Here is a 23,895-nt window from a genome sequence, read left to right as displayed (position 1 = left end):
ATATCAAATTTATCGCTATTTTATAGGAGTTTTGATACTATTTCGCTATTAAAAAATAATAAGGTTAAAAGTGAAAAGTGCAATTATTGTCTATGATGGGGTAAATTTTCTTAGTTTTGCTAGAATTTATGATGTTTTTATGCGATGTGGAATTGATTTTGTTGTGATTGGATTTCGTGGAGATGCCCGAGATGAGATGGGATTAGCCCTACCTATGCATCTGAGTTCTGAGTCACTTTATGGTTATGATATTGTAGCAATTCCTGGTGGTTCAGGTGCTGATGTCTGGGCTGATGATGGGATATTTTTAAGCTGGATGAATAGCAGCAGCCAATCAAGAGATATAATCTCACTAGATAATGGAGATTTAATACTTGATGGTGCAGGGCTAAATGGCCGTAAATTTGGCTATGAAGAGGCGCTTGTAGAGTGGATAAAGAACAGAGCATAATATCGAATTTTAAGCATAACTTAAATGGTGATGATGGTGCTATCATCGGTGATATAGTATATAGCAAGGATATGTTTGTAGAAGATATTCATTTTAAATCGCATTGGTTAAGTCCAAAACAGATTGGTAAAAAGGCTATGATAGTAAATTTAAGTGATGCAATTGCTATGAACGCTACGCCAAAGTATGCACTTTTAGGTCTTGGATTACCTAAGAATTTAAGCAATAAATATATTAAAGAGTTAAGCATTGGACTAAAAGAGTGTGCAGCACAATATGGCACGCAAATTATCGGAGGAGATACCATCTTAAGCAATAAGCTTATAATTAGCTTAACTATAATCTCATATTTAAACTCAAAAAAACCATTAATAAGAAATGGAGCCAAAATAGGTGATATAGTATGTTATACCGGTACTTTAGGCGGTTCTATTAAGGGGCTTAGAACGCTTTTAAACGGTGGTAAAATTAGCTCAAATTCACGCTTTGTAACTCCAAATTTAAGGCAAGAGTTTATAAAACAAAGTGCTAAATGGATAAGATCAGGAATGGATATTAGCGATGGTTTAGCTAGTGATTTGCCAAAGATTACACAAAATAGAGCAGTTAAATTTAAGAAAAAATTATCCAAATTTGAGTTTATTAGCGGGGAAGAGTATGAGATGTTAATTGTCGTACCGCCTAAAAATATAAAAAGAGTATTAAACCAAGCTAAAAAATGTAGAGTAAAATTAAATTTACTAGGTAAAATTATAAACGAAAGGGCAAAATTTCATGGAAAATTCACCCATTTTTAAGCCATTATTAACAACAACACATACGCCAATCAATGCGCATTTTAGCAAAAATGCAAGTGATTTTGTGGTGCGTGAGATTCCACTATATGAGTTTAGTGGAAATGGCGAGCATTTAGTTATGCAAATTCAAAAAAAAGGCCTAAGCACATCTGAGGCATTGAGTATTTTAGCATCAGCTACTGGTGCTAAGGTTAGAGATTTTGGCTATGCTGGATTAAAGGATAAAGAGGGTATGACTACGCAATATATATCAATTCCAGCTAAATTTCAGAGTGCTATAAGTAGTTTTTCTAATGAAAATATTAAAATTTTAAATGCTACATTCCATAATAATAAGCTAAGAATCGGACATTTAAAAGCAAATCACTTCTTTATTCGTCTTAAAAAAGTATTGCCAAGTGAGGCTAAAAAGCTTCAAAATGTTATAGAATTGATCAAAAATCGAGGTTTTGCCAACTATTTTGGCTATCAAAGGTTTGGTAGATTTGGTGATAATTATCAAAGCGCTAAAGAGTTATTAATAGCTATGGCAAATAATGATAAAAAGAGTCTTAAAAAATATAATCCAAAGCTTAGAGATTTTTTGATTTCTGCATATCAAAGTGAGTTATTTAATCGCTATCTTAGCAAAAGAGTAGAGATTAGTCGATTTTGCGAGAGTTTTAGCGCTAAGGAGTTAGCTGAAATTTATAAATTTGATAATGATACTATCAAAGATTTAAAAAGTCAAAAGCAGTTTTTTAGATTAATTCGTGGCGAAGTGATGGGGCATTATCCATTTGGCAAGTTATTTTTATGCGAGGATTTAGAATCTGAGGTTGATAAATTTAATCAGCGTGATCGCACCAGCTGTGGTTTATTAGTTGGAGCTAAGGCTTATGAGGCTACTGGTGTGGCGCTTAGTCTTGAACAAGAGATTATGGCCGAAGGGTTTGAGTTTGCTAAGTTTGCTAATGGAGCAAGAAGATTTAACTGGGTATGGGCCGATGAGATGAAATATAACTATAATGAAGAGGAGGCACAATTTAGCCTAAGCTTTACATTACAAAAGGGATCTTATGCTACTGTGGTTTTGCGTGAGATTTTAGGTAGGGAAATTTTTGATATTTAAAGATTATTAAATTTGCCAAATGCTATGATTATTAGCAGCTTGTCAGCAATATAGTTTGTGCTGACAAGTCTTATTATAAATATCTATTTAAAGCTAGTTAGCTTATCGTTTAGTTTTTTTGCGCTATTTAAAATTTCATTTGATACTATATCAATTTGAGTAGCTAATTGAGTCAGATTAGTAGCTGCTCTACTTACCTTATCTATATTACTATTTAGCAGCGTTACACGCTCTTTGGCTATGATGGATTTTTCTTCTACGGTTTGAGTAGATTGAATTCCAGCGTTTAATTTATTTATTGAATTTGCTATATTATTTTTTAGATCAGCAGCTTTATTTGAGGTATTATTCATAGAGATATGGATATCATCCATTAGGGTTTTATTATAATTAACTTGTTGAACAATAGTTTGAACAGTTATATTTATCTCGCCTAACGATCTGCTAGTTTTATCAGCTAGCGCACGAACTTCATCAGCTACTACTGCAAAACCTCTACCATGTTCTCCTGCACGAGCAGCTTCTATAGCAGCATTTAACGCTAGTAGGTTTGTTTGGTCTGCGATATCTTTAATAGCACTTGTAACGCTATAGATAGTATCAGCGCTTTTTACTAGTTGATCCATATTAGCTACGATCTCATTTTCTTGTTGGCTACTAACTTCAATTAATTCAATCAACTCTAAAAGCGTATTTTCTACAGTATTCATTAATGTTTTTAAATCTTGCATATTTAGCGTTGCGTCATTAGCAAGTAGCTTATTTAGGTTAATTGTTTCATTTAATAAGATTGTAATCTTTTGAACACTAGCTACTTGTTCGTGCTGGTGAAGTGAGTTTTGTTTTAGTTTTTTAGCATTTTCTTGCAAGCTAATTGAGTTTTTATGACTTGTATTTGAACTATCAATAGCCTCTAAAACTGAATTTTGAACAATCTGAATAAATTTATTTATATATCCAGCACTAGTGGCTAGTTCGCTTTTTGGGTCTATTTTTAATCGAGAGTTAAGATTTGCTCTGTTGCTTGCTAAATTCGAGCTAAGTGATTCTAGATTTTTAGTTGGGATAACTACTTTAACAAGTGTCAAATATATAAATAACGCAAATATAAGCAAGGTTACACCAAATACTATAATTGAGATATATAGTTGGTTTTTGTTGTTTTCTTCTATTTGATTTGCGATTATAGTTTCAAATTTGTTTAATTTTTTGTTTAGCTCTTGATTTAGGTATAGGGTAGAGTTATCTTGCATTACGCTGATTTGGCTTAACATCATAGAGTAGTGCTTTTTAAATAAATTTAATAGCTCACTATTATCTAATCTAGCTTGATCTACATTTTTAACAAGCTCATTAAGCGTATCTAAAACATCTCTAGCCAATATATTTTGAGTTGATACAATGGCTAAGATTTGATCCATCGCCTCTAATAGAGCTAGGTTTTCTGGTGTTGGGTTTGCTACTACTAATTTATCTATATCGTGGCTTAGAGTAAATAGATATGCTTTTGAGTTTATAGCGATTGAATTTGCTGATTTAAATCTCTCTAATTGTATCTGCTTATCCTCAAATGATTTAGATATTGAGCTTAACATATTAGCATCTACATCTAAACTAGCTAAATATTGCAAGGTTTCTTTAAATTTATTGCTATAAACTACACTTGAGTCGTAGTTTATAAAGTTAAATTTGGTTCTAAAAACTTGATCGATTTGTAGATCATAAATTTGTAGATGTTGCGTAGCCATCGTTATCTCTTCATTTTTTAGAGCGGATCTATAATTATTAAAGATAAATACCAAAAGAATAAAAATAAATACCAAAACAAGCACAGTAAGTGCGATAAACTGAGTTAAAAAACTGATTTTTCTAGAATTGTTCATTATATTCCCCTGTTAAGCTCTCTAAAAATGCGACTATATCTTCTACTGTTTGCTGATCTAGGAATTTGCCTAATTGATAATAAGCCATAAATTGCACGCACGCATCAAGAGTTGGAATACTTCCATCGTGATAATATGGGGCTGTTTTGGCTACATTTCTTAGACTTGGAACTTTAAAGACCATTTTATCAGATTCTACCTTTGTAATTTCATAGCGACCCAAATTCTCTTGATTTGGATATGGCTCGAAAATTCCGATCTTTTGATACATTGTCCCACCGATATTTTGCCCTTGATGACAAGCTACACAACCATTAGTTTTAAAGGCATTCCAGCCTCTTTTTGCTGCTTCACTAATGGCATTTTCATCACCTTTTTGGTATCTATCAAATGGAGCATTTGGGGTGATTAATGTCTTTTCAAACTCAGCTATGGCATCGGTGATATTATCCATATTTATTTCACCATAAATTTTATTAAATTTAGCTTTATAATCAGGATTTTGCTCTATTATCTTTATAACTTCAGCTTCATCATTTAGTCCCATCTCTTGCGGATTAGTAAAAGGCGATCTAGCTTGATCGGCTAAATCCTTAGCTCTACCATTCCAAAATTGAACGAAATTAAATGCCGCATTAAATGTGGTTGGTGAGTTAAAAGGGGTATCCATAACTCCATTTATACCAGTTGAAAATACTTGATTATCCACACCAAAGGTCTTTGTATCGTGGCAAGTATTACACGATACTTTTCCATCTTTTGATAGGCTTGTATCCATATATAGCTGTTTTCCTAGTATTGCTTTTTCTTTGTTATATGGGATACTATCAGGAATAGGCGTAATCATCTGATTTTGATTTATCTCAGTTTGAGCATTACAAATATTAAAGACAACTAAAGTCATAAATAAAGCTCTTTTTATCATATATTATCCTTAAAAATTGCAAATTTAAAAAAATATAAAAAATTAAATTTAGTTGAATTTTACTAAAAAAGAGTTAATTAATTCTACATTAATTATAAATTTTAAGCTCGATTTTGATAAAATTACATTGGTGCGATGGATGGTCGCAAGGGTTAAAGCCTTGAGGAAAGTCCGAGCTGCAATAAGACAGAGTTCCACCTAACGGGTGGCTGAGGTAACTCAAGGGATAGTGCAACAGAAAGCAAACTGCCGCTTTAGCGGTGATGGTGAAACGGTGGAGTAAGAGCCCACCAGTGCTAGCAGAGATGCAAGCAGCTATGTAAACCCAACTCGCAGCAAGAAGGGATGGTTTGGAGTCTTATATTCAACCCTTCGCTTGAATTTGATCTAAAATCAAATCTAGATAAATGGCCATCATAACAGAACTCGGCTTATAGTCGCACCTGTTTTTTATTTAAAAATTTACCTAAATTAATACTTATATAATTTATAAACTAGCTAAATCTTAAATTTAATAATCTAGCTAGTTTAGCAAGTCAAAAGCTATTAAAAGTCATATTTTTTGGCTTTTTTAACCTTATTTAGCTCGGCTTCTAGCTCCTTTTGCTTAGTACGAAAAAGCTCAGCCGCACTCTTTAAAAGTGCAGCCGTACACTCTAGCTCATCTGGGGCTAGCTTTGGTGGATAGTTGTTTATAAGGTATTCTATCCTATCTAAATTCTCACTTACCAAAGCGGATTTAAAATCATTGAGCCAACTCATTTATCATCCTTTGTTACATCTCTCCATGCTTCTAAAAGCTCTCTTGTTACATGAACTACTTCATCTAATTTACTTTGGTCGTTTGTGATATTAGCCTCTGAGATTAGCTGAATTTGTCTACTATATAGCCCTTGAAGATACTCACTGATTTGGCCTTGGCTCATATCTAGTGAATTCATTAGCTCAAAAAATATAGCATTAGTTTTGTTTAAAAATAGTACCTTATTTTCTATATCACCCTCATCCATAGCCTTTTTAGCACGGTAGATAAAACGCAAAACCCCCTCATATAGCATAGAGATGAGTTTTTGTGGGGAGTCAATCCCCATATTATTTTGATTATAGGCTGCATATGCAGCATTTGATGATGCCATCACTGTTCCTTTACTTGTTAGCATTTCTTGCAGCCTCGATCATACCATTTACAGTATTCATTTGAGATTCTAGCTTAGCAATGATAGTATCATATTGTGACCACTTTTCTGCCATTGTAGTGTATTTAGTATCTAGCTCTTTTTGGCGTTGTTCTTTAGACTCAGTTAGAGATTTATGCGAGTTTGTTAGGTTTTCTTCATAAGTTGTTAGAGTACCATTAGTGCCAATTAAGCCATTTATAGTATCATTTAATCCTTTAAAGAATCCGCCTATAATCTCAGTTTTACCATCTAGCTTTTGCTCTTTTAGGCCTAGTTTAGTTAAGAAATCACTATTACCTTTAATCTCAATATCAATGCCACCTGAGCCTTTTAGTACTAGTTTGCCATCTTTGTCAAATGAAGCTGAGATATCGCTTAGGCCGCTAGCGTTTGCTATAGCTTTTAGTAGGGCGTTTTTCTTGGCTTTTTCATCCCAAGGGGTTGTACCTGTATTGGTTTTTGGAATATCAATTGTAATATCTACCCCATTAATTGTTAATGTGCCTTTTATATCTTCATTCCAATCTATTTTTTTATCCCCAAATGCTGTAACATTTGTAAATTTAGTCTCAGAGCTAAAGAAGCTTTTAAACTCATCAAATTTAGTATTTATCATATCGTTTAGCACTGATGAATCTAGAGTTAGTATTCCATCTTTAGTAAGCGTGATACCAAAATCAGCCAAAGATTTACCATCTTTGCTTACGCCATTTATTATTTTATTTAGTTCTGTGGTGATAGATGTGATCTCTCTTACCCCTTGGAATGTACCAGCTAGGCCAGTTTCGCTATCGTATTTGGTAGCTTCGTTTATATTATTTATTAGTGAGTTATATGACTTTACCATCGCTTGGATATCTTCTAGGATACCATCAGTGTTTTGGGTGATATTTACATTAGTACTCTCACCAGCTTTATCTACTTTATTTAGAGTTAAGCTCACACCTAAGATTAGATCTTCAACTTTATTTGAACTTCTAGTGATATCTATACCATTGTATTTAAATTTAGCATCTTTGGCAACATCTAATTGAGAGCCTACATTATCGCCTTTATCTTTTATATCATCAGGTTTTTTTAATGTTAATCTTTGAATTGTATTGCCATGGCTATCTGTATTTGTCCCAGTAGTATTAGCCTTATCAAAGTAAAATCCTAAAGCTTCTAGAGTACTATCTGTACTAGTGTGTGATGCACCACCGCTAGTTCCACTTGTTATAGCATAAAAGCTCATCGCATTATCTGAGCCAGTCTCAGCTGATTGGATTACTAGTCTATATGACTCAGCCCCAGCTGCGCCACCTACATTTAGGATTTTAGCTTGGACTTTACCTTCAGTAGCTTCATTTATCTTTTCAGCTAGTCCTTCTAGCGTGGTGCTAGAGTCTGCATTTATCACATAATCCTTGCCACCAATGCTGATGCCAAAGCTAACATCTTTATCAAATACTGTACCATTTCTTAAGTCAAATGTCTTAGATTGATAAGAGTCGTGAGTAGCTAATTGTTGTACGCTTAGGCTCATATTTTGTTCAGCTACACCTGCATTTGCCGTTACGCTTACACTACCGCTACCTGTGGCGTTAGCATCACGCCTTAGATATGTGTTATCGCTTGTTAAATTTGATACATTAGCCTTAAATGTGCTAAGTAATGTAGTGATTGCTGTTAGGTCTTTTTGTTTAGTTAGATTGTCTTGAATTTTAGTCTCCAGTGGTTTTACAAGCGCTTTTGTATCAGCCTCTTTTAGCTTATCTATTGTATCCCAGCTTAGGATATTGCCACTACCTACGCCTAGTTGTGATTTTTCAGTATTGATTGCCATTTTTATTCCTTTTTATCAAATATCATACCCACGATGTCTCTAAAATGCTCAGTAAGCTTCATAACTTGATCAGTTGGGATTTTGCGGATTACTGTGCCAGTATCAGCTTCTAAAACATTGACAAACATACTATCGATCTTATCATTATAGCCAAATCTAATATTTGTATTTAGTAGGCTTAGATTATCGTTAGTTTGGGCTAAAATCTCTTGAATTTGCTCATTTGTTAGGTGCTCATTGGCTCCATTTTGCGCTGCAGAGTCTTGGCGGAGATTTGGATTTTCTATCTCTCTAGTTTGTGGATTAAACTGCTGCTTCAAACTGACAGTATCTGCCATATCTAGCTGCTGCTGGGCTGCTGCTTTGAAAATTTCCATTTTGCATCCTTTTAGTAAATTGGTTATGTGCTAAATCGGTCAAATTTTACCAAATTTTATAGCAAATTCATAGATTTATCTAGATTTTAAGCAAATTTTATACCAAATTTATAGATATTTTGATACTATTTAGGCTTTAAAGGAGTAGGGTAATGAGAGTTTGTATAGATTGTGAGTGTCTGCTTTTAGCTGAGACTTTAAGGCTATTTTTAGGTTCAAATGCAACCACAAAAAAAGATTGCGATTTTATAGTGAGTGATAGAGCATTGCAAAGTAGCAAGCCAGTCTTTATCATAAGTGATGATTCGCCATATCTTAGCGAGCCTTTTAGTAAAGATGTGCTGTTAAATACGCTAGGTGAGTTCTATTCAGCGATGCAAATAAGCGGCAAAATACAATCAAGCGAGCTAAGCAGCCTAGAGCGTAGAGTGGGTGATTTAGTCGATGCGTTCAAGGCTGAGCTAATTAAAATAATAAAAGATGAATATGAAAAATAATCTAACCACCACTATCACTAGTGGTAAATTTAAAGGTAAAAAGCTATCTTTGCCAAGCCTAAGCACAACTAGAAGTACTAAATCTATAGTAAAAGAGTCTGTATTTAATAGTCTGCAGGGTGAGATTTATGGTTCGGTATTTATAGAATTATTTGGTGGAAGTGGATTAATGGCTGCGACTGCGGTTAGTAATTACGCTAAAAAAGGCTATGCTATAGAGCTTGATAGAGCAGCATTTAATAGCTTAAGGGAAAATTTTAGTAGATTAAATAATGATGGAAATGAGACCTTAGTAGCATTGCATGGTGATACATTTGAGCTGACACCAAAGATTCTTGCTCAAAATATAGAGCAAAAAACTATTCTTTATGCTGATCCACCATTTGATATTAGAGATGGATTTAGTGAAATTTATGAAAAACTTTATAAAATGCTAGAAAAACTAGAGGCTAATATAGTGGTAATAGAGCATATCTCAAGCCATAAACCTTCACAAAACATAGGCAAATTTGCACTTTATAAAAGTCGTAAATTTGGCAATACAACTTTGAGTTATTATACAAAATGTATCTAGTAAAAAAGTGCTACAGCTACGAGCAAGATATCAAAAAATCAAGCTTTGCTAGTTATATATGTCCATTTAGCGAGTTTGAAGAGTTGCGTGCTAGGCTTAAAGCAGACAATCCAAAGGCTGCTCATATAGTTTGGGCGTATAGGTATTATAATAAGTATTTTCAGATTGTAGAAAACTGTAGCGATGATGGCGAACCAAAAGGAAGCTCAGGACCACCGTGCCTAGATGCTTTGCGCGGAGCTGATTTAATAGACACTGCGCTGTTAGTGGTGCGGTATTTTGGCGGTGTAAAGCTTGGTGTTGGCGGGTTAGTTAGAGCGTATGGAAGTAGTGCAAATTTAGCCATAAATGCCGCAGAGCTAGAACGCTATGAGATAAGAGATATTGTGAGCATATTTGTACCATTTGCATTGCTTTCTAGGTTTGATCATTATAGCCAGAGACAAGGACTAGAGACTAGCAAGCGATATGGCGAGACTGGATGTATGTATGAATTTTATTTAACTGCTAAGGAGTTTAGAGAGTTTAGAGAGTTTGTGCGTGAATTTGAGATAGCTGGAGTGCAATACTATGCTTTGCCTCTTAGCGCACAAGAGTAGGGAATATTATAAACTTCTACCAAAACTTTGGAACACCATTTGCTTAGGGCTTTTATAACTTAATAATATTTCTATAAAAGGATTTATAATGGGTTTTAGAATAAATACAAACGTAGCAGCCTTAAATGCGCATGCTAACTCTGTAGTAAATGATAGAGCACTTACTGGCTCACTTGGTCGCCTAAGCTCAGGCCTTAGAATTCAAACAGCAGCTGATGATGCTTCTGGTATGGCTATTGCTGATAGTCTTCGCTCTCAAGCTAACTCCCTAGGTCAAGCCATATCTAATGGTAATGATGCTGTAGGTATCATTCAAACTGCTGATAAAGCTATGGATGAACAGATTAAAATACTTGATACTATTAAAACTAAAGCTATCCAAGCAGCACAAGATGGTCAAAATGCTGATTCTAGAAGAGCACTTCAAAATGATATTAGCAGACTACTTGAAGAATTAGATATGATAGCTACTACTACAAGCTTTAATGGCCAACAACTACTAAATGGAAATTTTTCAAACAAAAACTTCCAAATTGGTGCTTATAGTAATGAAACTGCAAAAGTAAGCATAGGTGCTACAAACTCAAATACAATTGGGCATACTAGGTTTGAGACGCTAAAAAATGTGGTAGCTTCTAATATTTCTCAAATGGCAGATGCGGTTGTAAAACTTAGCGGAATCGATGGATATCCGAGTGGTTATGTATTTCAAACGATTAGCGCAAAAACATTACAAACAGATGGTTTAAAAGCTGTAGCTGAAATGATGAATGGTGTATCAGATAAAACTGGTATAAGAGCTGAAGTTAATAATACTCAAATTTTTGGCGTGGTTGCTGCTGGTACAATTAAAGATTTTATGATTAATGGTGTTAAAATCGGAAATATTACCGTAAAAGCTAATGATTCTGACAATGTCCTAATCGGTGCAATTAACGCTAAAAAAGATGAAACCGGAGTAGAAGCAAGCCTAGAAAATGGTAGACTAGTCCTAGCTGCTAAAGATGGTAGAGCTATTAGACTTGGTTCAACATCTACTGGTGCTACTACTGTATTTGGTGCTAAAACGGGTGCTTCATTAGCTGGAGATGCGCATTCGGCTGGTACGGTTTATTTGGGTCAAATCACATTTATTCGCCAAGATGCTAGAGATATTAAAGTTGGTTTAGGTGGTATATCCTTAGTATCTGGTTTTACTGCTGGTGACGCTATGATTACTGGTGTGGCTTCAAATGGCTATGCCCAGGCTTCTGTAAATTTAAAATATATGAATAGTGGAACAATCAGTGCAGCTATGGCAAAGGCTATGGGCTTCTTTGATGGTGGAGCTTCTGCGGCTGGTCTTGACTTTGGTGATAAAGCCGGTGGTGTAAATACATATGGTGGTGCTCAGGCTATGGTTGATGTAGCTGAATCAGCTAGAAAAACTCTAGACAGGCTAAGAGCCGACCTAGGTTCAGTACAAAACCAATTAATAGCTACGCTAAATAACATCACAGTTACTCAAGTAAATGTAAAATCAGCCGAAAGCCAAATTCGTGATGTAGACTTTGCTAGTGAGAGTGCAAACTTCTCTAAATATAACATACTAGCCCAAAGTGGAAGCTACGCTATGAGTCAGGCAAATGCTGTACAGCAAAATGTCTTAAAGCTGCTACAATAAGTTAGTTTTAGTACTACGCCTAAACACAAGGCGTAGTAATCTTTTATAAATAGCTTCATTGCCATAAATAGATTGGCAAATCCTCATTAAACCAAACATTTGTAACACATTATTTAAAATTTAAATTTATTTTTCTATTTTTAGCTAAAAAATATCCAAATTTAGCTACAATGAATGGAAAATTTTTTAAAGGTAATTCTATGATATATAAAATTTTGATTGCCAACCGTGGCGAAATAGCTGTTAGAATCGTTAGAGCGTGTAAAGATTTACATATCAAAAATGTAGCCATATACACTGAACCTGATAAAGAATCACTTCATGTAAAAGTTGCTGATGAGGCATATGAGATAGGCAAAGACCCGATTAAAGGCTACCTAGATGCTGCTAGAATAGTAGAAGTAGCTAAGGCGTGTGGTGCTGATGCTATACATCCTGGATATGGATTTTTAAGTGAAAATTATGAATTTGCTAAGATGGTTGAAGATGCTGGTCTTACATTTATTGGGCCAAAATCTGAAGTAATACTAAAAATGGGTAATAAAAATATCGCTAGAAATCTAATGCATAAAAATGGTATTCCAGTTGTGCCAGGCACTGAAGCGTTAAATAAAGAAAGTATTGAAACTATAAAATTAGAAGCTGAAAAAATAGGCTATCCAGTAATCTTAAAAGCAAGCGGCGGCGGCGGCGGTCGTGGTATTAGAGAGGTATGGGATCCTAAAGATTTAGAAAGTAGCTATGAGAGTTGCAAAAGAGAGGCTAAGGCATTTTTTAATAACGATGAAGTCTTTATGGAGAAGTTAATTGTAAAACCTAGACATATTGAATTTCAAATTTTAGGTGATAATTATGGTAATTTAATTCACCTTTGTGAGCGGGATTGCTCTATTCAAAGACGCCATCAAAAGGTTATCGAGATTGCGCCATGTCCTACTATTAGCGAAGATTTGCGTAAGAGAATGGGTGTGGCCGCAGTTGCAGCAGCTAAGGCTGTAGGTTATACTAATGCTGGTACAATAGAGTTTTTGCTAGATGATTATAATAACTTTTATTTTATGGAGATGAATACTAGAATTCAAGTAGAACATGGTGTAACTGAGGAGATTGTGGGAGTCGATCTAATCTCTAGACAAATTCGCATTGCTTCAGGGGAAATTCTAGATATAGATCAAACAGAAGTTAAACCTCAAGGTGTTGCTATAGAGGCTAGAATTACAGCTGAGAATGTATGGAAAAATTTTGCTCCAAGTCCTGGTAAAATCACAGGTTATTTCCCTGCTCTTGGTCCTGGTGTAAGGGTAGATAGTCATATGTATCAAGGATACTCTATACCGCCATTTTATGATTCACTTGTGGCTAAACTAATAGTAAAAGCTAGAAGTTATGATTTGGCTGTAAGTAAGCTTGAGCGTGCTTTAGATGAGTTTACAATCGAGGGTGTTAGAACCACACTGCCATTTCTTTTAGCTATATCTAAAAGAAGACACTTTAGAAGAGGATTTTTTGATACTAGCTATATTGAAGAGAGACTTCAAGATATCTTAGAAAATACTCACGATCATAATCAAGAGAACAAAGAAGAGGTCATTGCAGCTATTACAGCAGCGATTCAAAAAGTAAAATCTAGTAGAGAAAATGGGTAATTTATGGATTTTTTAGATAGTTTAAAAGAGATAAAAGGGCAGATGGTTAAAGAGCAAAAGGCTCAAACCCCAGTTTCAAGACCAAAACCAAATCCAAACCGTGATGAGTTTAAAGATATATTTTCTGAGCCAGAGGTAATAGCTGATAAAGAGGCTAGATTAAGAGATGAATTTATGGAATTTATCAAATATTCGGATATAAAAAAGCTTGACTGAGATTGAATTTAGTACTTTAGATACGCCTTGTGCGTATCTAAAGGGTCGTTCTTCTAGAAGTAGCTATAAATATATTTATGAAGCGTCATATGCTTATAATTCTGCTTTAGTAGAGCATGGTTATAGGAGATTTGGCAAGTATTTTTCCAAGCCAATTTGTAAAGATTGCAATGAGTGTAAAAGTTTAAGAATAGACGCTCAAAAATTTAAATTAACTAAAAGTTTAAGGCGAGTAATCCGTAAAAATAAAGATGCTGGTATAGATGTTGTAGTAACTCGCCCACATCTAAGCCAAGAACATATAAATCTATATGAAAAATATCATAAATTTATGCAAAATAAGCGAGGCTGGGAGTATCATCAAATGAGTTATGAACGCTATTTTAGTGTTTATGTAGATGGTGCTGGAGAGTTTGGCTTTGAGGTAGATTATTATGATAAAGATAGTCTAATCTGTGTAGATTTAATTGATATTACTAGCGATGGAATTAGTTCAATTTATTGCTTTTGGGATACAGATTATGCGTATTTAAGCCTTGGTAAATATTCGCTTTTAAACCAAATTTTATTAGCTAAAGCGCATAAACTTCCGTGGATTTATCTAGGATTTTATGTCAAAAATTGTGAAAGCTTAGAGTATAAAAGCGACTACAAACCATATCAAATTCTAAAAGAGTATTGTGAGTTAGATGAACCTACTATTTGGGTAGATTCATAGTTTTAATGGAACGCAATTTGCTTTAAAAGTCCAAAATTAAAAGATAGGGCTTGAAATGGAGATTACACAGACATTAGAGTCAATTACTATAGTAACTGATGATTGCGATCTGTACCTAAATCTTATTTATAAAATTCGCCAAAGTTTTGCTAATGTGATTGGTACTCGTGATAGAATTATTATATTTTATAGCGAAAATGAGCTGATCCAGCGTAAATATTTGCTAAAATTTATAGCAAATTTATATAAAAAAACTGTCGGTAGCGGAGTAGAGTTTTGGCTAACTCATCATAAAAATATCAAGCTAGTCTATAAAAATCCGACCTCGCTTCAGGTGTTAATAGATATAGATATCAGATTTGAAGAGTTAAAAGTGCTATTTGATTTAAAAAATAGCGAGGAGTTATTTGCTAAATACCTAATGCGTGGTTTTAATGATGCAAATTGTGAATATTACCCACGACAAAATTGGCTGCTTTTTACTCCGCAAAGTCTAAGAGATATAGAGAGTCTTTCAAATATTATAAATAGCAGAGAGCATCTTAAATATGTAGTAAATTTCAACTACGATAAAGAGGAATTTGAGCGATTTAAACGCCGTTTTAATGTGCTAAATTCTAAAGAGTATAAACGAAGATTTAGTATGCTAGCTAGTCTTTTAGAAGAGCATTTTCATACGCTTGGGTGCGAAGTTGGTGATGATTATGAGACGGTTCGAGCAAGTTATTTAAATTTAACTAAAGTTTATCATCCAGATCGTCACGCTACTAAATCAGATAAAATTCAAAAAGACTATACAGATAAATTTCAAAAAATTGGTCTAGCGTATGAAGCGTTAAAACCATATTTTAAAGAACAAAAAAACTATATAAACTCATAAGGATTAAATATGAAACTAGGTGTAAATATCGATCATGTCGCTGTATTAAGAGAAGCTAGAAGGGTAAATGATCCAAATATTTTAAATGCAATGTTTACTGCTATTAATGCTGGCGCAGATCAGATCACAATACATTTGCGTGAAGACCGCAGACATATAGATGATACAGATACTATAAATATTATAAATCTTTGTACTATTCCGGTAAATTTAGAGTGCGCTACTGCTATTACTGATATTGTACTAGAGCTCTCTCCTCATCGTGCTACGATAGTTCCTGAGAGGCGTGAAGAGTTAACTACTGAGGGCGGATTAAATTTAGCTAGTCCAGAACTACCTAGTACCATAGCAGCTATGAATGAGACTGGAATTGATGTTTCACTTTTTATCGATCCAAACTCAGATGATATAATAGCAGCTAAAGAGTTAGGAGCTAATACTATTGAATTGCATACTGGAAGTTTTGCTAATGCCTATTTAATGGCGTATTCAAATATTCCAAAGACTAAATTTAGCATAAAATCATTAGAACATACAAATGCTAAAGAGGCGCTTGAATTTGAGCTAGATAGATTAAAAAAGGCTGCTAAATTTGCTAAAAATATAGGACTAAATGTCGCTGCAGGCCATGGACTAAACTACCAAAATGTAGGTTTAATAGCAAATATCCCAGAGATTTTTGAGCTAAATATCGGTCAAAGCATTATAGCTCGCTCAATCTTTACTGGATTAAGCCAAGCTATAAAAGATATGAAAGAGTTAATCAAATGAAACCCAAAATTGCAATTAGTGTAGGCGATATAAATGGCATTGGAATTGAGATTGCGTTAAAAGCTCATAAAGAGATTAGTAAAATTTGCCAACCAATATATTTTATAAACTCTAAGCTTTTAAACCAAGCAGCTAAAATCTTAAATATCAATATTCCAAAGAATTTTGAGATTTATGAGTGTGGTGATGATTTTGAGATAAAGCCAGGTAAAGTAAGCAAAAAAAGTGGCAAATTCTCATTTATTAGCTTTGAAAATGCACTAAATTTTACTACTAAAGGAAAGGCTAGCGCTCTTGTAACCTTGCCAATTAATAAAGAGAGCTGGAAAAAAGCTAAGATTCCATATAAAGGCCATACTGATGCCTTAAGTGATTATTTTAAAACTAGTGCTATTATGATGCTAGGCTGCGAGAAGCTTTATGTTGCACTATTTAGTGATCATACGCCACTTAAAGATGTTAGTAAAAAGATTAAATTTAATAAAGTTAAAAATTTTTTATTAGACTTTTATGCTTCAACTAAATTTAGCAAAGTAGGTGTTTTAGGCTTTAATCCTCATGCTAGTGATAATGGAACTATTGGAGGCAAAGAAGAATTAGAGATAAAAATGGCTATAAAAGCAGCCAATGCTACAATCGGTAAAGAAATTTTTATCGGTCCGCTTGTACCTGATGCTGCATTTACCCCAAATTCGCTAAAATCTACTAATCGTCTAATAGCCATGTATCACGATGTAGGCTTAGCACCGCTTAAGGCGTTATATTTTGATCGCTCAATTAATATTAGTTTAAATTTGCCAATCATCCGTGCTAGTGTAGATCATGGAACTGCTTTTGATATTGCGTATCAATCTAAAGCAAGGGTTGAAAGTTATATAGAATCAGTAAAATATTGCATAAATTCAGTCAAAATTCAAGCCTAAAAAGCTAAAATAGAAGAAATTTTTTGGAGGTATTGCTTGGGTAGGGACAATTTATTTTTTACTTCAGTTTTTATCATTTCTTTAGTTGTCTTTTTTATATGGGGATATGGATATATATCGAGCCATCATTTAATCTTTTTTATTTTAGCTAGTGTTTTTGGCATATTTATGGCCTTTAATATTGGCGGTAATGATGTTGCTAATGCATTTGGTACAAGCGTGGGAGCTAAGACTCTTACTATTAAACAAGCGCTAATAATCGCAGCTGTATTTGAACTAAGTGGCGCTGTATTTGCTGGAGCTGAAGTTACAAATACTATTAGAAGTGGTATTGTCATACTACCAAATAACGGTGATATCAATCCTATGATTTTTGCTGCTGTTATGCTCTCAGCTCTTATGAGTTCTGGAATTTGGCTATTTGTAGCGACTAAAAAGGGCTTGCCAGTATCTACTACTCACTCTATCGTTGGTGGTATCGTAGGGTCTGGCCTTATGATGGGGTATTTATACTATGATAATGGCAATACCTTAGATATGGTTAAATGGAGTTCTATTGGTAGTATTGCTCTTAGCTGGGTTTTATCTCCGTTAATGGGTGGAGTTATTGCTTATATCGTTTATGGTTATATCAAAACTAAAATTATAACTCCAAGTATGGATCTACATACTCAGATTAAAGCGATAAAAGCACAAAAAAGAGCATTTAAAGAAAATTATATAAACGAGCTTTCTAGCAAGAGCCAGTCGCAACAAATTCAAGAGCTTAAAGCTATTGCCATGAGTTATGATGAAAGAATCATAGGCAGTGGTCCTTTTAGAGATAAGATTAGAGAGTTTAAAGGACAAGAAAAATTAATTGATACAATGAAATATATGAGACTTCATATCCCGATTTTAGCAGCAGTTGCAGCGATGATTATCTCATCTACATTGCTATTTAAAGGGTTAAAGCATATGAACTTAAACTTTAGCACAATTGAGACTATATGGATTTTATGTGTTATTGGTACGGTTGCATATTTGCTTAGTTTCTCGATTATTAATATGATGAAAAGAGATAATCCGCAAAAAGGGATTAATAGAATCTTTGGTTGGTTTCAGATATTTACTGCTTCGTCTTTTGCGTTTTCTCACGGTGCAAATGATATCGCTAATGCCGTTGGGCCATTTGCTGCGATTTTAGATGTGTTAAAAAGTGGCGCTATTAATAGCACTACAGTGATTCCTACAGCAGCTATGGTTACATTTGGCGTAGCACTTGTTGTGGGGTTATGGTTTTTAGGTAAAGAGGTGATAACTACTGTTGGGAGTAAGCTTACAGAGATTTTACCTACGACTGGATTTAGTGCGGAGTTATCAGCAAGTATAGTTATATTAATCGCTACAAAAATGGGATTACCTATTAGCTCTACTCATGTTTTGATAGGAGCGGTGCTTGGTATTGGATTATATAATCGCAATGCTAATTGGGGAATGCTAAAACCAATTGGTCTAGCATGGGTAATTACTCTACCAATAGCAATGATAGGCTCTGCTATTGGATTTGTAATAGTAGTAAATGTACTAGGATTATGATAATTTAGCAGGGATTTTCTACTAAATTTGCTGGTTTGGGAATGATATTTGCTTGTAAAATTCCTAAATTTTTAGGAGAGTGCAAATGCGTATAACCAACCAGCTTATGAATTTCAATAATGTCTATAACTACCAAAAGAACTCCAACTCACTATATAAGTCTCATCAGGCTTTTAGTACAGGGTTAAAAATCAATTACGCTTATGAAGGTAGCGGTATCTATGTCGATGCTGCTAGGCTGGAGTATGAGAGTAATCTACTCAAACAAGTAGAATCTACAACACTAAAGGCTACTGAATTTTCAAAAAATAGCGATAAGGCGTTAAATGATTTTGTGCTAAAGCTAACTGAATTTAAAACCAAACTAATCCAAGCAGCTAATGATATTCACGATGTAACTTCTCGTAATGCTATTGCTAATGACCTAGAAGGTATCAAGCAAAATCTAATCGATATAGCTAATACTACCATAAATGGCCAGTATCTATTCTCAGGAACTGCGCTAGATACTATGCCAATTGATGATTTAGGCAACTATAATGGTAATGCCGAGAGTATAAAAGCAGTAATTGGTACTAATCAAACTTCTAACTACAATATCAACGGTCAATCTCTATTTCTAGGCTCGGATAATGATTATAAAAAGGTTATAACGACAAATGTGAATTTGGTTAATAATTATAATAAATTTGCTAATCCTGATGAGCCAATTAAATATGTAGGGCTTGGAGATGATTTAAGAGATTTAATAGGTACTAATTACCGTAGTGAAGAATTTAATAAAGCTAATCCGCCAAAAGAGGATGATTTTACAAAAGATGCAGTAAAAGATCAACCAACTACATTTTTCCTACAAGGTAGAAAGCCAGATGGCTCTACATTTTCTACCAAGGTAACTATGACCCCAGACTCATCTATCCAAAGCCTACTAGATAATATCGGCTACGCTCTAGGCAATGATAAAGAAGGTAAAAATCCACTAGTTCAAGTAACTCTAAATAATAGCGGCCAAATCGAGATAACTGATATTAGAAATGGTAATCAGATGATGGAGCTTCATCTATTTGGCCTTACTCCGCAACAATCAACTGAGAAGTATAAGATTGGTGAATATGAGATTAATATTGACCCTCAAACATCTGGCAATTATAAAATAACAACTACAAAAGACGCTAATGGCAATATAACTGAAATTACAGCAGTAAACAATAATAACAATCAAACATATACAATTAATTTAAGTAATACTAACCAACTTCAAGTTAATAATCAAGTTGTACAAAATATCGGTAATCCACCATTTGCACTAGATTTAAACGATCTTGGCAATAATGGTATAGATGCAACTGATTTTACTGCATTTAATCCAAATAATGCTGATCAAGTTCGTGAAATGTCTAGCACCAAAGTTCGTGATAAAGATGGTTCATGGGTTGATGTCAGCGACTTAACCGATTTAGAAACTATCGAAGAAAATGTCAAAAATGGCAAAGTATATTTAACTGAATTTATCAAAAGCGACTTTAAAGACACTCTAGGGGTTAAAAATGATGCTACTGACTATAATAAGCTACAGTTTGCCAAAAAAGATAATATCCTAACTGGCTCAGTCTCTCAAGTAGTCAAGGGTAAAAATACATTTGCTACTGATGCTACTAAGCTAAAAGATGTAGCTGGTGCTGGACTGCAAGATAACCCTGATAGCAATATAACTATGCATATCAAATCTAAAAATGGTAAATATTATCAAGTTAAGATAGATTTTAGCGATCCGCTCTCAGCTAGTGTTCCTAAAGCCACGCAACTCACCATCACTGAAATCAACGCAGATGGAACGCCGATAATTCCGCCAGGTGGATTCACACCAGTCCCGGTCTATCAAGGCAATATAATGCTAGGCAAGTATAATGAAGCTACTAAAACCACAGATGGGGTCGTAACTCAAGCTGATGATATAAGCTATAAACAGTTAAATGATATAGTAGCTATGGTAGCAGCGGGTAACTTACCAGATGATAGAGTGGGTAACACGGTAGCAAAAAATTTAAGTGATCAAAATTTATTCCCAAATGTGGCAATTAATAATGCTAATGATCTTAAAACAAGATTAAAAACCAATGTTAATGACCCTGCTACAGAAGCTATAATAGATCAAGCAGTAGATGCGGCTGGGCTTACTTTTCCAGTAACTAATAAACAAGAAGCCATAGGCAAGGTAAAAGATCTTATAATCAATAACGCAGATTACGCTACAGCTAGATTTGAAGCTTATAATAAAGCTGTAGATGGTGCTAATGCTAGTGTAAATGTAGAGCTAAATTATAGAGGTCAAATGCAAATCACAGACAAAAGCGCAACCGTATCAAATATAGAAATATCTATTTTTGAGACTTTTAGTGCTGATAAACCTGAATTTGGTAAAGAGGCTAACTCTACAGTCGCAGGGTCGCTATTTAATTTTAATGCTAATAATATGATTAGCATAGATGAGCCAAGTGTGGATATTTTTAAAGATTTAGATGCTATGATAGCAGCTGTAAGAGATGGTAGCTATAGAGGCAATCCAGATGGTACTAATGCTCGTACTACTGGAATCCAAGGCGCTCTAAAGAGAATTGACCATATCCAAGACCATGTAAATAAACTCCATACACAGATTGGTTCATATACTAATGTATTAGAGAGTTCTAGCTCACGAGCTAGTATGTTATATGTTAATGTGGAGAGTATTAAAAATGATGTTATTGGTGCTGATTTAGGTGAGAGTATGCTAATTTATAAACAGTATCTAACACAGTTTGAAGCAATGCTACAAACTTCATCAATGATTAGCAAAATTAGCCTACTTAATTATATGTAATATAGCTATTATAAAGTATTTATAAAATTTAAAAATAGTCGCCATTTGCTAATTTTATTAGCTTAAAATGGCGGCTTAAATCCCTTTTTAATCAATGCAAACTAAGCAATATATAACAAAATTTTTGATATAATCAGCAGATTTTTCAAGTTTTATTCAAGGATTTTACGATTTTGCGAGAGATTTTGCTGGTTGTAGCTATCTGTGTGCTTGTATATCTTGGTGTGGCAACTATCGTTCCGCATGCTTCATTTGTGGGGAGTTATGGTGGCGCTTTAGGCTGGTATAATGCAAGACTATTTGGCTATGCGTCATATTTTTACCCATTTATTTTGTTATATCCTGTTTATAATTTATATAAATCTTATACGAAATTTAGCCTAAAAATAGCTGGAAATATCATTGGATCGCTGATGTTATTTTATGCTTTTTTATTGCTTTGTGCGATGTTTAATCCTATAGCTGGCGGCATAGTTGGTGGATTTAGCTATGAGGCGCTTGGGAGTGTGATTGGTAGTATTGGGACATTTATTTTTATTTTAATGATATTTTTTATTGGATTTGGGCTTAGCTTTGATGATAGGCTTGATGTAATGATAAAAAAGGCATTTGTAGTTAAATCTATACCTAAATTTAGCCCAAATTCAGCCTTAGAATCTAATATTAAAGATGAAGAGATATCTCAGTTTCAAGAGGTAAAATTTAACAATAATAATCTAGAAGTAGCTAAATCACAAAGCACTACACCTGAGCCTAAAGTATCAAAATCTAGAAAAAAATCCCAACAAAAAGAGCTTGATGAAGTAGAGATAGATAATGTAGATGAAGTTGATAGATTTAGTGAATTTAATATAGATGATGAGCAAAACCAAATTCCAAGCGAGATTACTCAAGATACTGATATATCTTTGTTAAAAGAGCCAAAATCAACATCAAGTGGCGCTATAATCCTTAATGAAGTAGCTGAAAATAAACAGCTTTTAAGCCAAATTGAGACAGGCAAAATAGAAAAGCCAAAGGATTTTATGTTGCCAAGTTTGGATTTTTTAAAGGATCCACCAAAGCGTAGTAAGGCTATAAATGAGGTTGAAATAGATCAAAAAATTGCTGATTTGCTAGATAAATTAAGGCGTTTTAAAATCGATGGCGATGTAGTAAGAACCTATTCTGGTCCAGTGGTTACGACATTTGAGTTTAAACCAGCAGCCCATGTAAAAGTAAGCAAAATCCTAACTCTTCAAGATGATTTGGCGATGGCTCTTAAAGCTCAAACTATTAGAATTCAAGCCCCAATCCCTGGTAAAGATGTAGTTGGGATAGAGATTCCAAATAAAAATATAGAGACTATATATCTAAAAGAGATATTACAAAGCGATATCTATAAAAATGCCAAAAGCGAGCTTACCTTAGCACTTGGCAAGGATATCGTAGGCGATCCATTTATAACTGACCTTAAAAAATTACCACATCTTTTAATCGCTGGAACCACAGGAAGTGGTAAAAGTGTAGGTATAAATGCGATGGTATTAAGCCTATTATATCGTAATTCACCTAAAACTCTACGCCTTATAATGATAGATCCTAAGATGCTTGAGTTTAGTATGTATAATGATATACCGCATTTGCTAACACCTGTGATAACTGAACCTAAAAAGGCGATTGCTGTACTAGCAAATTTAGTTGCTGAGATGGAGCGTAGATATAAAATAATGAGCCAAACTCGTACTAAAAATATAGAGAGTTATAATGAAAAGATGAAAAAAGATGGCGGTGAAACCCTGCCTTTTATAGTAGTTATCATAGATGAGTTGGCTGATCTTATGATGACAAGTGGCAAGGATGTGGAGTTTCATATAGGTCGCTTAGCTCAAATGGCTAGAGCTAGCGGAATTCATCTAATAGTAGCAACACAACGCCCAAGTGTAGATGTAGTAACTGGGCTTATAAAGGCGAATTTGCCAAGTCGCATTAGCTATAGAGTAGGGCAAAAAATCGATAGCAAGGTTATCTTAGATCAGATGGGAGCAGAGAGTTTGCTGGGGCGTGGAGATATGCTCTTTACACCACCTGGAAGCCCTGGAGTAGTCAGGCTACATGCGCCATTTGCTAGTGAAGAGGAGATTGATCATATAGCCGAGTTTTTAAAAGCTCAAGAGAGTGTAGTATATGAAAATAGCTTTTTAAAAGATGATAATGCTAGTAATAGCAGTATCGGAGAATTTAGCGGTGAAATAGATGAGCTTTATGATGAGGCTAAGGAGATAGTCTTAAGCGAAGAAAAAACATCTATAAGCTATTTACAAAGACGATTAAAAGTAGGCTATAATAGAGCTGCAAGCATAATAGAACAGCTTGAACAAAATGGCGTATTAACTCCGCCAAATTCAAAAGGTCAACGAGATATAATAAGATAGGAGAGTATA

Annotated in this window: 22 protein-coding genes and 1 other RNA gene; 17 read left to right on the top strand and 6 right to left on the bottom strand. The window is 34.3% G+C overall.

All coding sequences use genetic code 11. The features are described 5' to 3' along the window. Positions 1-70: 70 nt before the first annotated feature. The 3 genes from CIGNP85_RS06530 to truD are packed head-to-tail and all read left to right on the top strand — an operon-like array spanning position 71 to position 2,359. A complete protein-coding gene (locus CIGNP85_RS06530; protein ID WP_086224726.1) occupies positions 71-451 on the top strand; it encodes a hypothetical protein in 381 nt (126 codons plus the stop codon). Then, the gene (locus CIGNP85_RS06525) at positions 430-1,248 is read left to right on the top strand and encodes a thiamine-phosphate kinase (protein ID WP_086269971.1); all 819 of its coding nucleotides are present in this window, start codon (positions 430-432) and stop codon (positions 1,246-1,248) included. Before CIGNP85_RS06530 ends, CIGNP85_RS06525 begins: the two co-directional genes overlap by 22 nt. Then, positions 1,226-2,359 carry a tRNA pseudouridine(13) synthase TruD gene (gene truD / locus CIGNP85_RS06520; protein WP_086287565.1) on the top strand — a complete coding sequence of 378 codons (1,134 nt, stop codon included), beginning with the start codon at positions 1,226-1,228 and terminating at the stop codon, positions 2,357-2,359. Before CIGNP85_RS06525 ends, truD begins: the two co-directional genes overlap by 23 nt. Before the next feature lie 83 nt (positions 2,360-2,442). Here truD and CIGNP85_RS06515 read toward each other — a convergent pair whose 3' ends face one another. Both CIGNP85_RS06515 and CIGNP85_RS06510 read right to left on the bottom strand, forming a co-directional pair. Beyond that, positions 2,443-4,242: a methyl-accepting chemotaxis protein gene (locus CIGNP85_RS06515; RefSeq protein WP_086287563.1), complete on the bottom strand. Its 1,800-nt coding sequence runs from the start codon at positions 4,240-4,242 to the stop codon at positions 2,443-2,445. Further along, complete coding sequence (locus tag CIGNP85_RS06510; RefSeq protein ID WP_086226362.1) at positions 4,229-5,146, bottom strand: cytochrome-c peroxidase; 918 nt, start codon at positions 5,144-5,146, stop codon at positions 4,229-4,231. Before CIGNP85_RS06510 ends, CIGNP85_RS06515 begins: the two co-directional genes overlap by 14 nt. Positions 5,147-5,294: 148 nt before the next feature. Here CIGNP85_RS06510 and rnpB point away from each other — a divergent pair. Beyond that, positions 5,295-5,617: RNase P RNA component class A (rnpB, locus tag CIGNP85_RS06505), an RNA gene on the top strand. 96 nt (positions 5,618-5,713) lie between these two features. On the opposite strand, the gene CIGNP85_RS06500 is transcribed toward rnpB, so the two are convergent. Genes CIGNP85_RS06500 through CIGNP85_RS06485 form a run of 4 tightly spaced genes read right to left on the bottom strand, consistent with a single transcriptional unit; the run spans position 5,714 to position 8,547 of the window. Further along, a complete protein-coding gene (locus CIGNP85_RS06500; RefSeq protein WP_086224722.1) occupies positions 5,714-5,929 on the bottom strand; it encodes a hypothetical protein in 216 nt (71 codons plus the stop codon). Then, complete coding sequence (gene fliS, locus CIGNP85_RS06495) at positions 5,926-6,303, bottom strand: flagellar export chaperone FliS (RefSeq protein WP_086224721.1); 378 nt, start codon at positions 6,301-6,303, stop codon at positions 5,926-5,928. Before fliS ends, CIGNP85_RS06500 begins: the two co-directional genes overlap by 4 nt. Positions 6,304-6,313: 10 nt before the next feature. Beyond that, positions 6,314-8,170, bottom strand: coding sequence for a flagellar filament capping protein FliD (gene fliD, locus CIGNP85_RS06490; protein ID WP_086224720.1), 1,857 nt, complete (start codon positions 8,168-8,170; stop codon positions 6,314-6,316). A 2-nt stretch (positions 8,171-8,172) separates the two neighbouring features. Beyond that, entirely contained in the window at positions 8,173-8,547 is a 375-nt protein-coding gene (locus CIGNP85_RS06485; RefSeq protein WP_086226194.1) for a flagellar protein FlaG, read from the bottom strand. 152 nt (positions 8,548-8,699) lie between these two features. Here CIGNP85_RS06485 and CIGNP85_RS06480 point away from each other — a divergent pair, with 152 nt between their 5' ends. From CIGNP85_RS06480 to CIGNP85_RS06420, 13 genes are all read left to right on the top strand, one after another. Beyond that, complete coding sequence (locus tag CIGNP85_RS06480) at positions 8,700-9,044, top strand: ornithine carbamoyltransferase (RefSeq protein ID WP_086224718.1); 345 nt, start codon at positions 8,700-8,702, stop codon at positions 9,042-9,044. Beyond that, positions 9,034-9,618: a 16S rRNA (guanine(966)-N(2))-methyltransferase RsmD gene (rsmD, locus tag CIGNP85_RS06475; RefSeq protein ID WP_236845606.1), complete on the top strand. Its 585-nt coding sequence runs from the start codon at positions 9,034-9,036 to the stop codon at positions 9,616-9,618. Before CIGNP85_RS06480 ends, rsmD begins: the two co-directional genes overlap by 11 nt. Further along, the gene (locus CIGNP85_RS06470; RefSeq protein ID WP_086224716.1) at positions 9,609-10,217 is read left to right on the top strand and encodes a YigZ family protein; all 609 of its coding nucleotides are present in this window, start codon (positions 9,609-9,611) and stop codon (positions 10,215-10,217) included. The genes rsmD and CIGNP85_RS06470 overlap by 10 nt, the downstream gene beginning before the upstream one ends. 88 nt (positions 10,218-10,305) lie before the next feature. Then, positions 10,306-11,880, top strand: a complete 1,575-nt coding sequence (locus tag CIGNP85_RS06465; protein ID WP_086287561.1) for a flagellin B — start codon at positions 10,306-10,308, stop codon at positions 11,878-11,880. 170 nt (positions 11,881-12,050) lie between these two features. Then, positions 12,051-13,526, top strand: coding sequence for an acetyl-CoA carboxylase subunit A (locus CIGNP85_RS06460; RefSeq protein WP_438939281.1), 1,476 nt, complete (start codon positions 12,051-12,053; stop codon positions 13,524-13,526). Positions 13,527-13,529: 3 nt separating this feature from the next. Then, the gene (locus tag CIGNP85_RS06455) at positions 13,530-13,742 is read left to right on the top strand and encodes a hypothetical protein (RefSeq protein ID WP_086234608.1); all 213 of its coding nucleotides are present in this window, start codon (positions 13,530-13,532) and stop codon (positions 13,740-13,742) included. Continuing rightward, on the top strand, positions 13,735-14,460 hold the full coding sequence (locus tag CIGNP85_RS06450; RefSeq protein ID WP_086243598.1) for an arginyltransferase: 726 nt from the start codon (positions 13,735-13,737) through the stop codon (positions 14,458-14,460). Before CIGNP85_RS06455 ends, CIGNP85_RS06450 begins: the two co-directional genes overlap by 8 nt. 55 nt (positions 14,461-14,515) lie before the next feature. Further along, positions 14,516-15,340: an adenylosuccinate lyase gene (locus CIGNP85_RS06445; protein WP_086241807.1), complete on the top strand. Its 825-nt coding sequence runs from the start codon at positions 14,516-14,518 to the stop codon at positions 15,338-15,340. 9 nt (positions 15,341-15,349) lie between these two features. Next, positions 15,350-16,111 (top strand): pyridoxine 5'-phosphate synthase, encoded by a 762-nt coding sequence (locus CIGNP85_RS06440; RefSeq protein ID WP_086224710.1) that lies wholly within the window; start codon positions 15,350-15,352, stop codon positions 16,109-16,111. Next, the gene (gene pdxA, locus CIGNP85_RS06435; protein ID WP_086226185.1) at positions 16,108-17,034 is read left to right on the top strand and encodes a 4-hydroxythreonine-4-phosphate dehydrogenase; all 927 of its coding nucleotides are present in this window, start codon (positions 16,108-16,110) and stop codon (positions 17,032-17,034) included. The genes CIGNP85_RS06440 and pdxA overlap by 4 nt, the downstream gene beginning before the upstream one ends. A 36-nt stretch (positions 17,035-17,070) precedes the next feature. Continuing rightward, entirely contained in the window at positions 17,071-18,612 is a 1,542-nt protein-coding gene (locus CIGNP85_RS06430) for an inorganic phosphate transporter (RefSeq protein WP_086287558.1), read from the top strand. 85 nt (positions 18,613-18,697) lie between these two features. Then, positions 18,698-21,472, top strand: coding sequence for a flagellin N-terminal helical domain-containing protein (locus tag CIGNP85_RS06425; RefSeq protein WP_086287555.1), 2,775 nt, complete (start codon positions 18,698-18,700; stop codon positions 21,470-21,472). A gap of 446 nt (positions 21,473-21,918) precedes the next feature. Next, positions 21,919-23,886, top strand: a complete 1,968-nt coding sequence (locus CIGNP85_RS06420) for a DNA translocase FtsK (RefSeq protein ID WP_442861933.1) — start codon at positions 21,919-21,921, stop codon at positions 23,884-23,886. Positions 23,887-23,895 lie beyond the last annotated feature (9 nt).

Source organism: Campylobacter sp. P0085 (assembly GCF_002139495.1).
Lineage (GTDB): Bacteria > Campylobacterota > Campylobacteria > Campylobacterales > Campylobacteraceae > Campylobacter > Campylobacter devanensis.
Note: the sequence above shows the minus strand (reverse complement) of the source record. Positions and strands in the feature narration are given on the sequence as shown.

What these genes read in the sequence shown, in the direction of transcription:
- truD (WP_086287565.1), top strand. Translation starts at nt 1,226, where the DNA reads ATGGAAAATTCACCCATTTTTAAGCCATTATTAACAACAACACATACG.
- CIGNP85_RS06515 (WP_086287563.1), bottom strand. Translation starts at nt 4,242, where the DNA reads ATGAACAATTCTAGAAAAATCAGTTTTTTAACTCAGTTTATCGCACTT.
- CIGNP85_RS06510 (WP_086226362.1), bottom strand. Translation starts at nt 5,146, where the DNA reads ATGACTTTAGTTGTCTTTAATATTTGTAATGCTCAAACTGAGATAAAT.
- CIGNP85_RS06500 (WP_086224722.1), bottom strand. Translation starts at nt 5,929, where the DNA reads ATGAGTTGGCTCAATGATTTTAAATCCGCTTTGGTAAGTGAGAATTTA.
- fliS (WP_086224721.1), bottom strand. Translation starts at nt 6,303, where the DNA reads ATGGCATCATCAAATGCTGCATATGCAGCCTATAATCAAAATAATATG.
- fliD (WP_086224720.1), bottom strand. Translation starts at nt 8,170, where the DNA reads ATGGCAATCAATACTGAAAAATCACAACTAGGCGTAGGTAGTGGCAAT.
- CIGNP85_RS06485 (WP_086226194.1), bottom strand. Translation starts at nt 8,547, where the DNA reads ATGGAAATTTTCAAAGCAGCAGCCCAGCAGCAGCTAGATATGGCAGAT.
- CIGNP85_RS06480 (WP_086224718.1), top strand. Translation starts at nt 8,700, where the DNA reads ATGAGAGTTTGTATAGATTGTGAGTGTCTGCTTTTAGCTGAGACTTTA.
- rsmD (WP_236845606.1), top strand. Translation starts at nt 9,034, where the DNA reads ATGAAAAATAATCTAACCACCACTATCACTAGTGGTAAATTTAAAGGT.
- CIGNP85_RS06470 (WP_086224716.1), top strand. Translation starts at nt 9,609, where the DNA reads ATGTATCTAGTAAAAAAGTGCTACAGCTACGAGCAAGATATCAAAAAA.
- CIGNP85_RS06465 (WP_086287561.1), top strand. Translation starts at nt 10,306, where the DNA reads ATGGGTTTTAGAATAAATACAAACGTAGCAGCCTTAAATGCGCATGCT.
- CIGNP85_RS06460 (WP_438939281.1), top strand. Translation starts at nt 12,051, where the DNA reads ATGAATGGAAAATTTTTTAAAGGTAATTCTATGATATATAAAATTTTG.
- CIGNP85_RS06455 (WP_086234608.1), top strand. Translation starts at nt 13,530, where the DNA reads ATGGATTTTTTAGATAGTTTAAAAGAGATAAAAGGGCAGATGGTTAAA.
- CIGNP85_RS06445 (WP_086241807.1), top strand. Translation starts at nt 14,516, where the DNA reads ATGGAGATTACACAGACATTAGAGTCAATTACTATAGTAACTGATGAT.
- CIGNP85_RS06440 (WP_086224710.1), top strand. Translation starts at nt 15,350, where the DNA reads ATGAAACTAGGTGTAAATATCGATCATGTCGCTGTATTAAGAGAAGCT.
- pdxA (WP_086226185.1), top strand. Translation starts at nt 16,108, where the DNA reads ATGAAACCCAAAATTGCAATTAGTGTAGGCGATATAAATGGCATTGGA.
- CIGNP85_RS06425 (WP_086287555.1), top strand. Translation starts at nt 18,698, where the DNA reads ATGCGTATAACCAACCAGCTTATGAATTTCAATAATGTCTATAACTAC.
- CIGNP85_RS06420 (WP_442861933.1), top strand. Translation starts at nt 21,919, where the DNA reads ATGTTTAATCCTATAGCTGGCGGCATAGTTGGTGGATTTAGCTATGAG.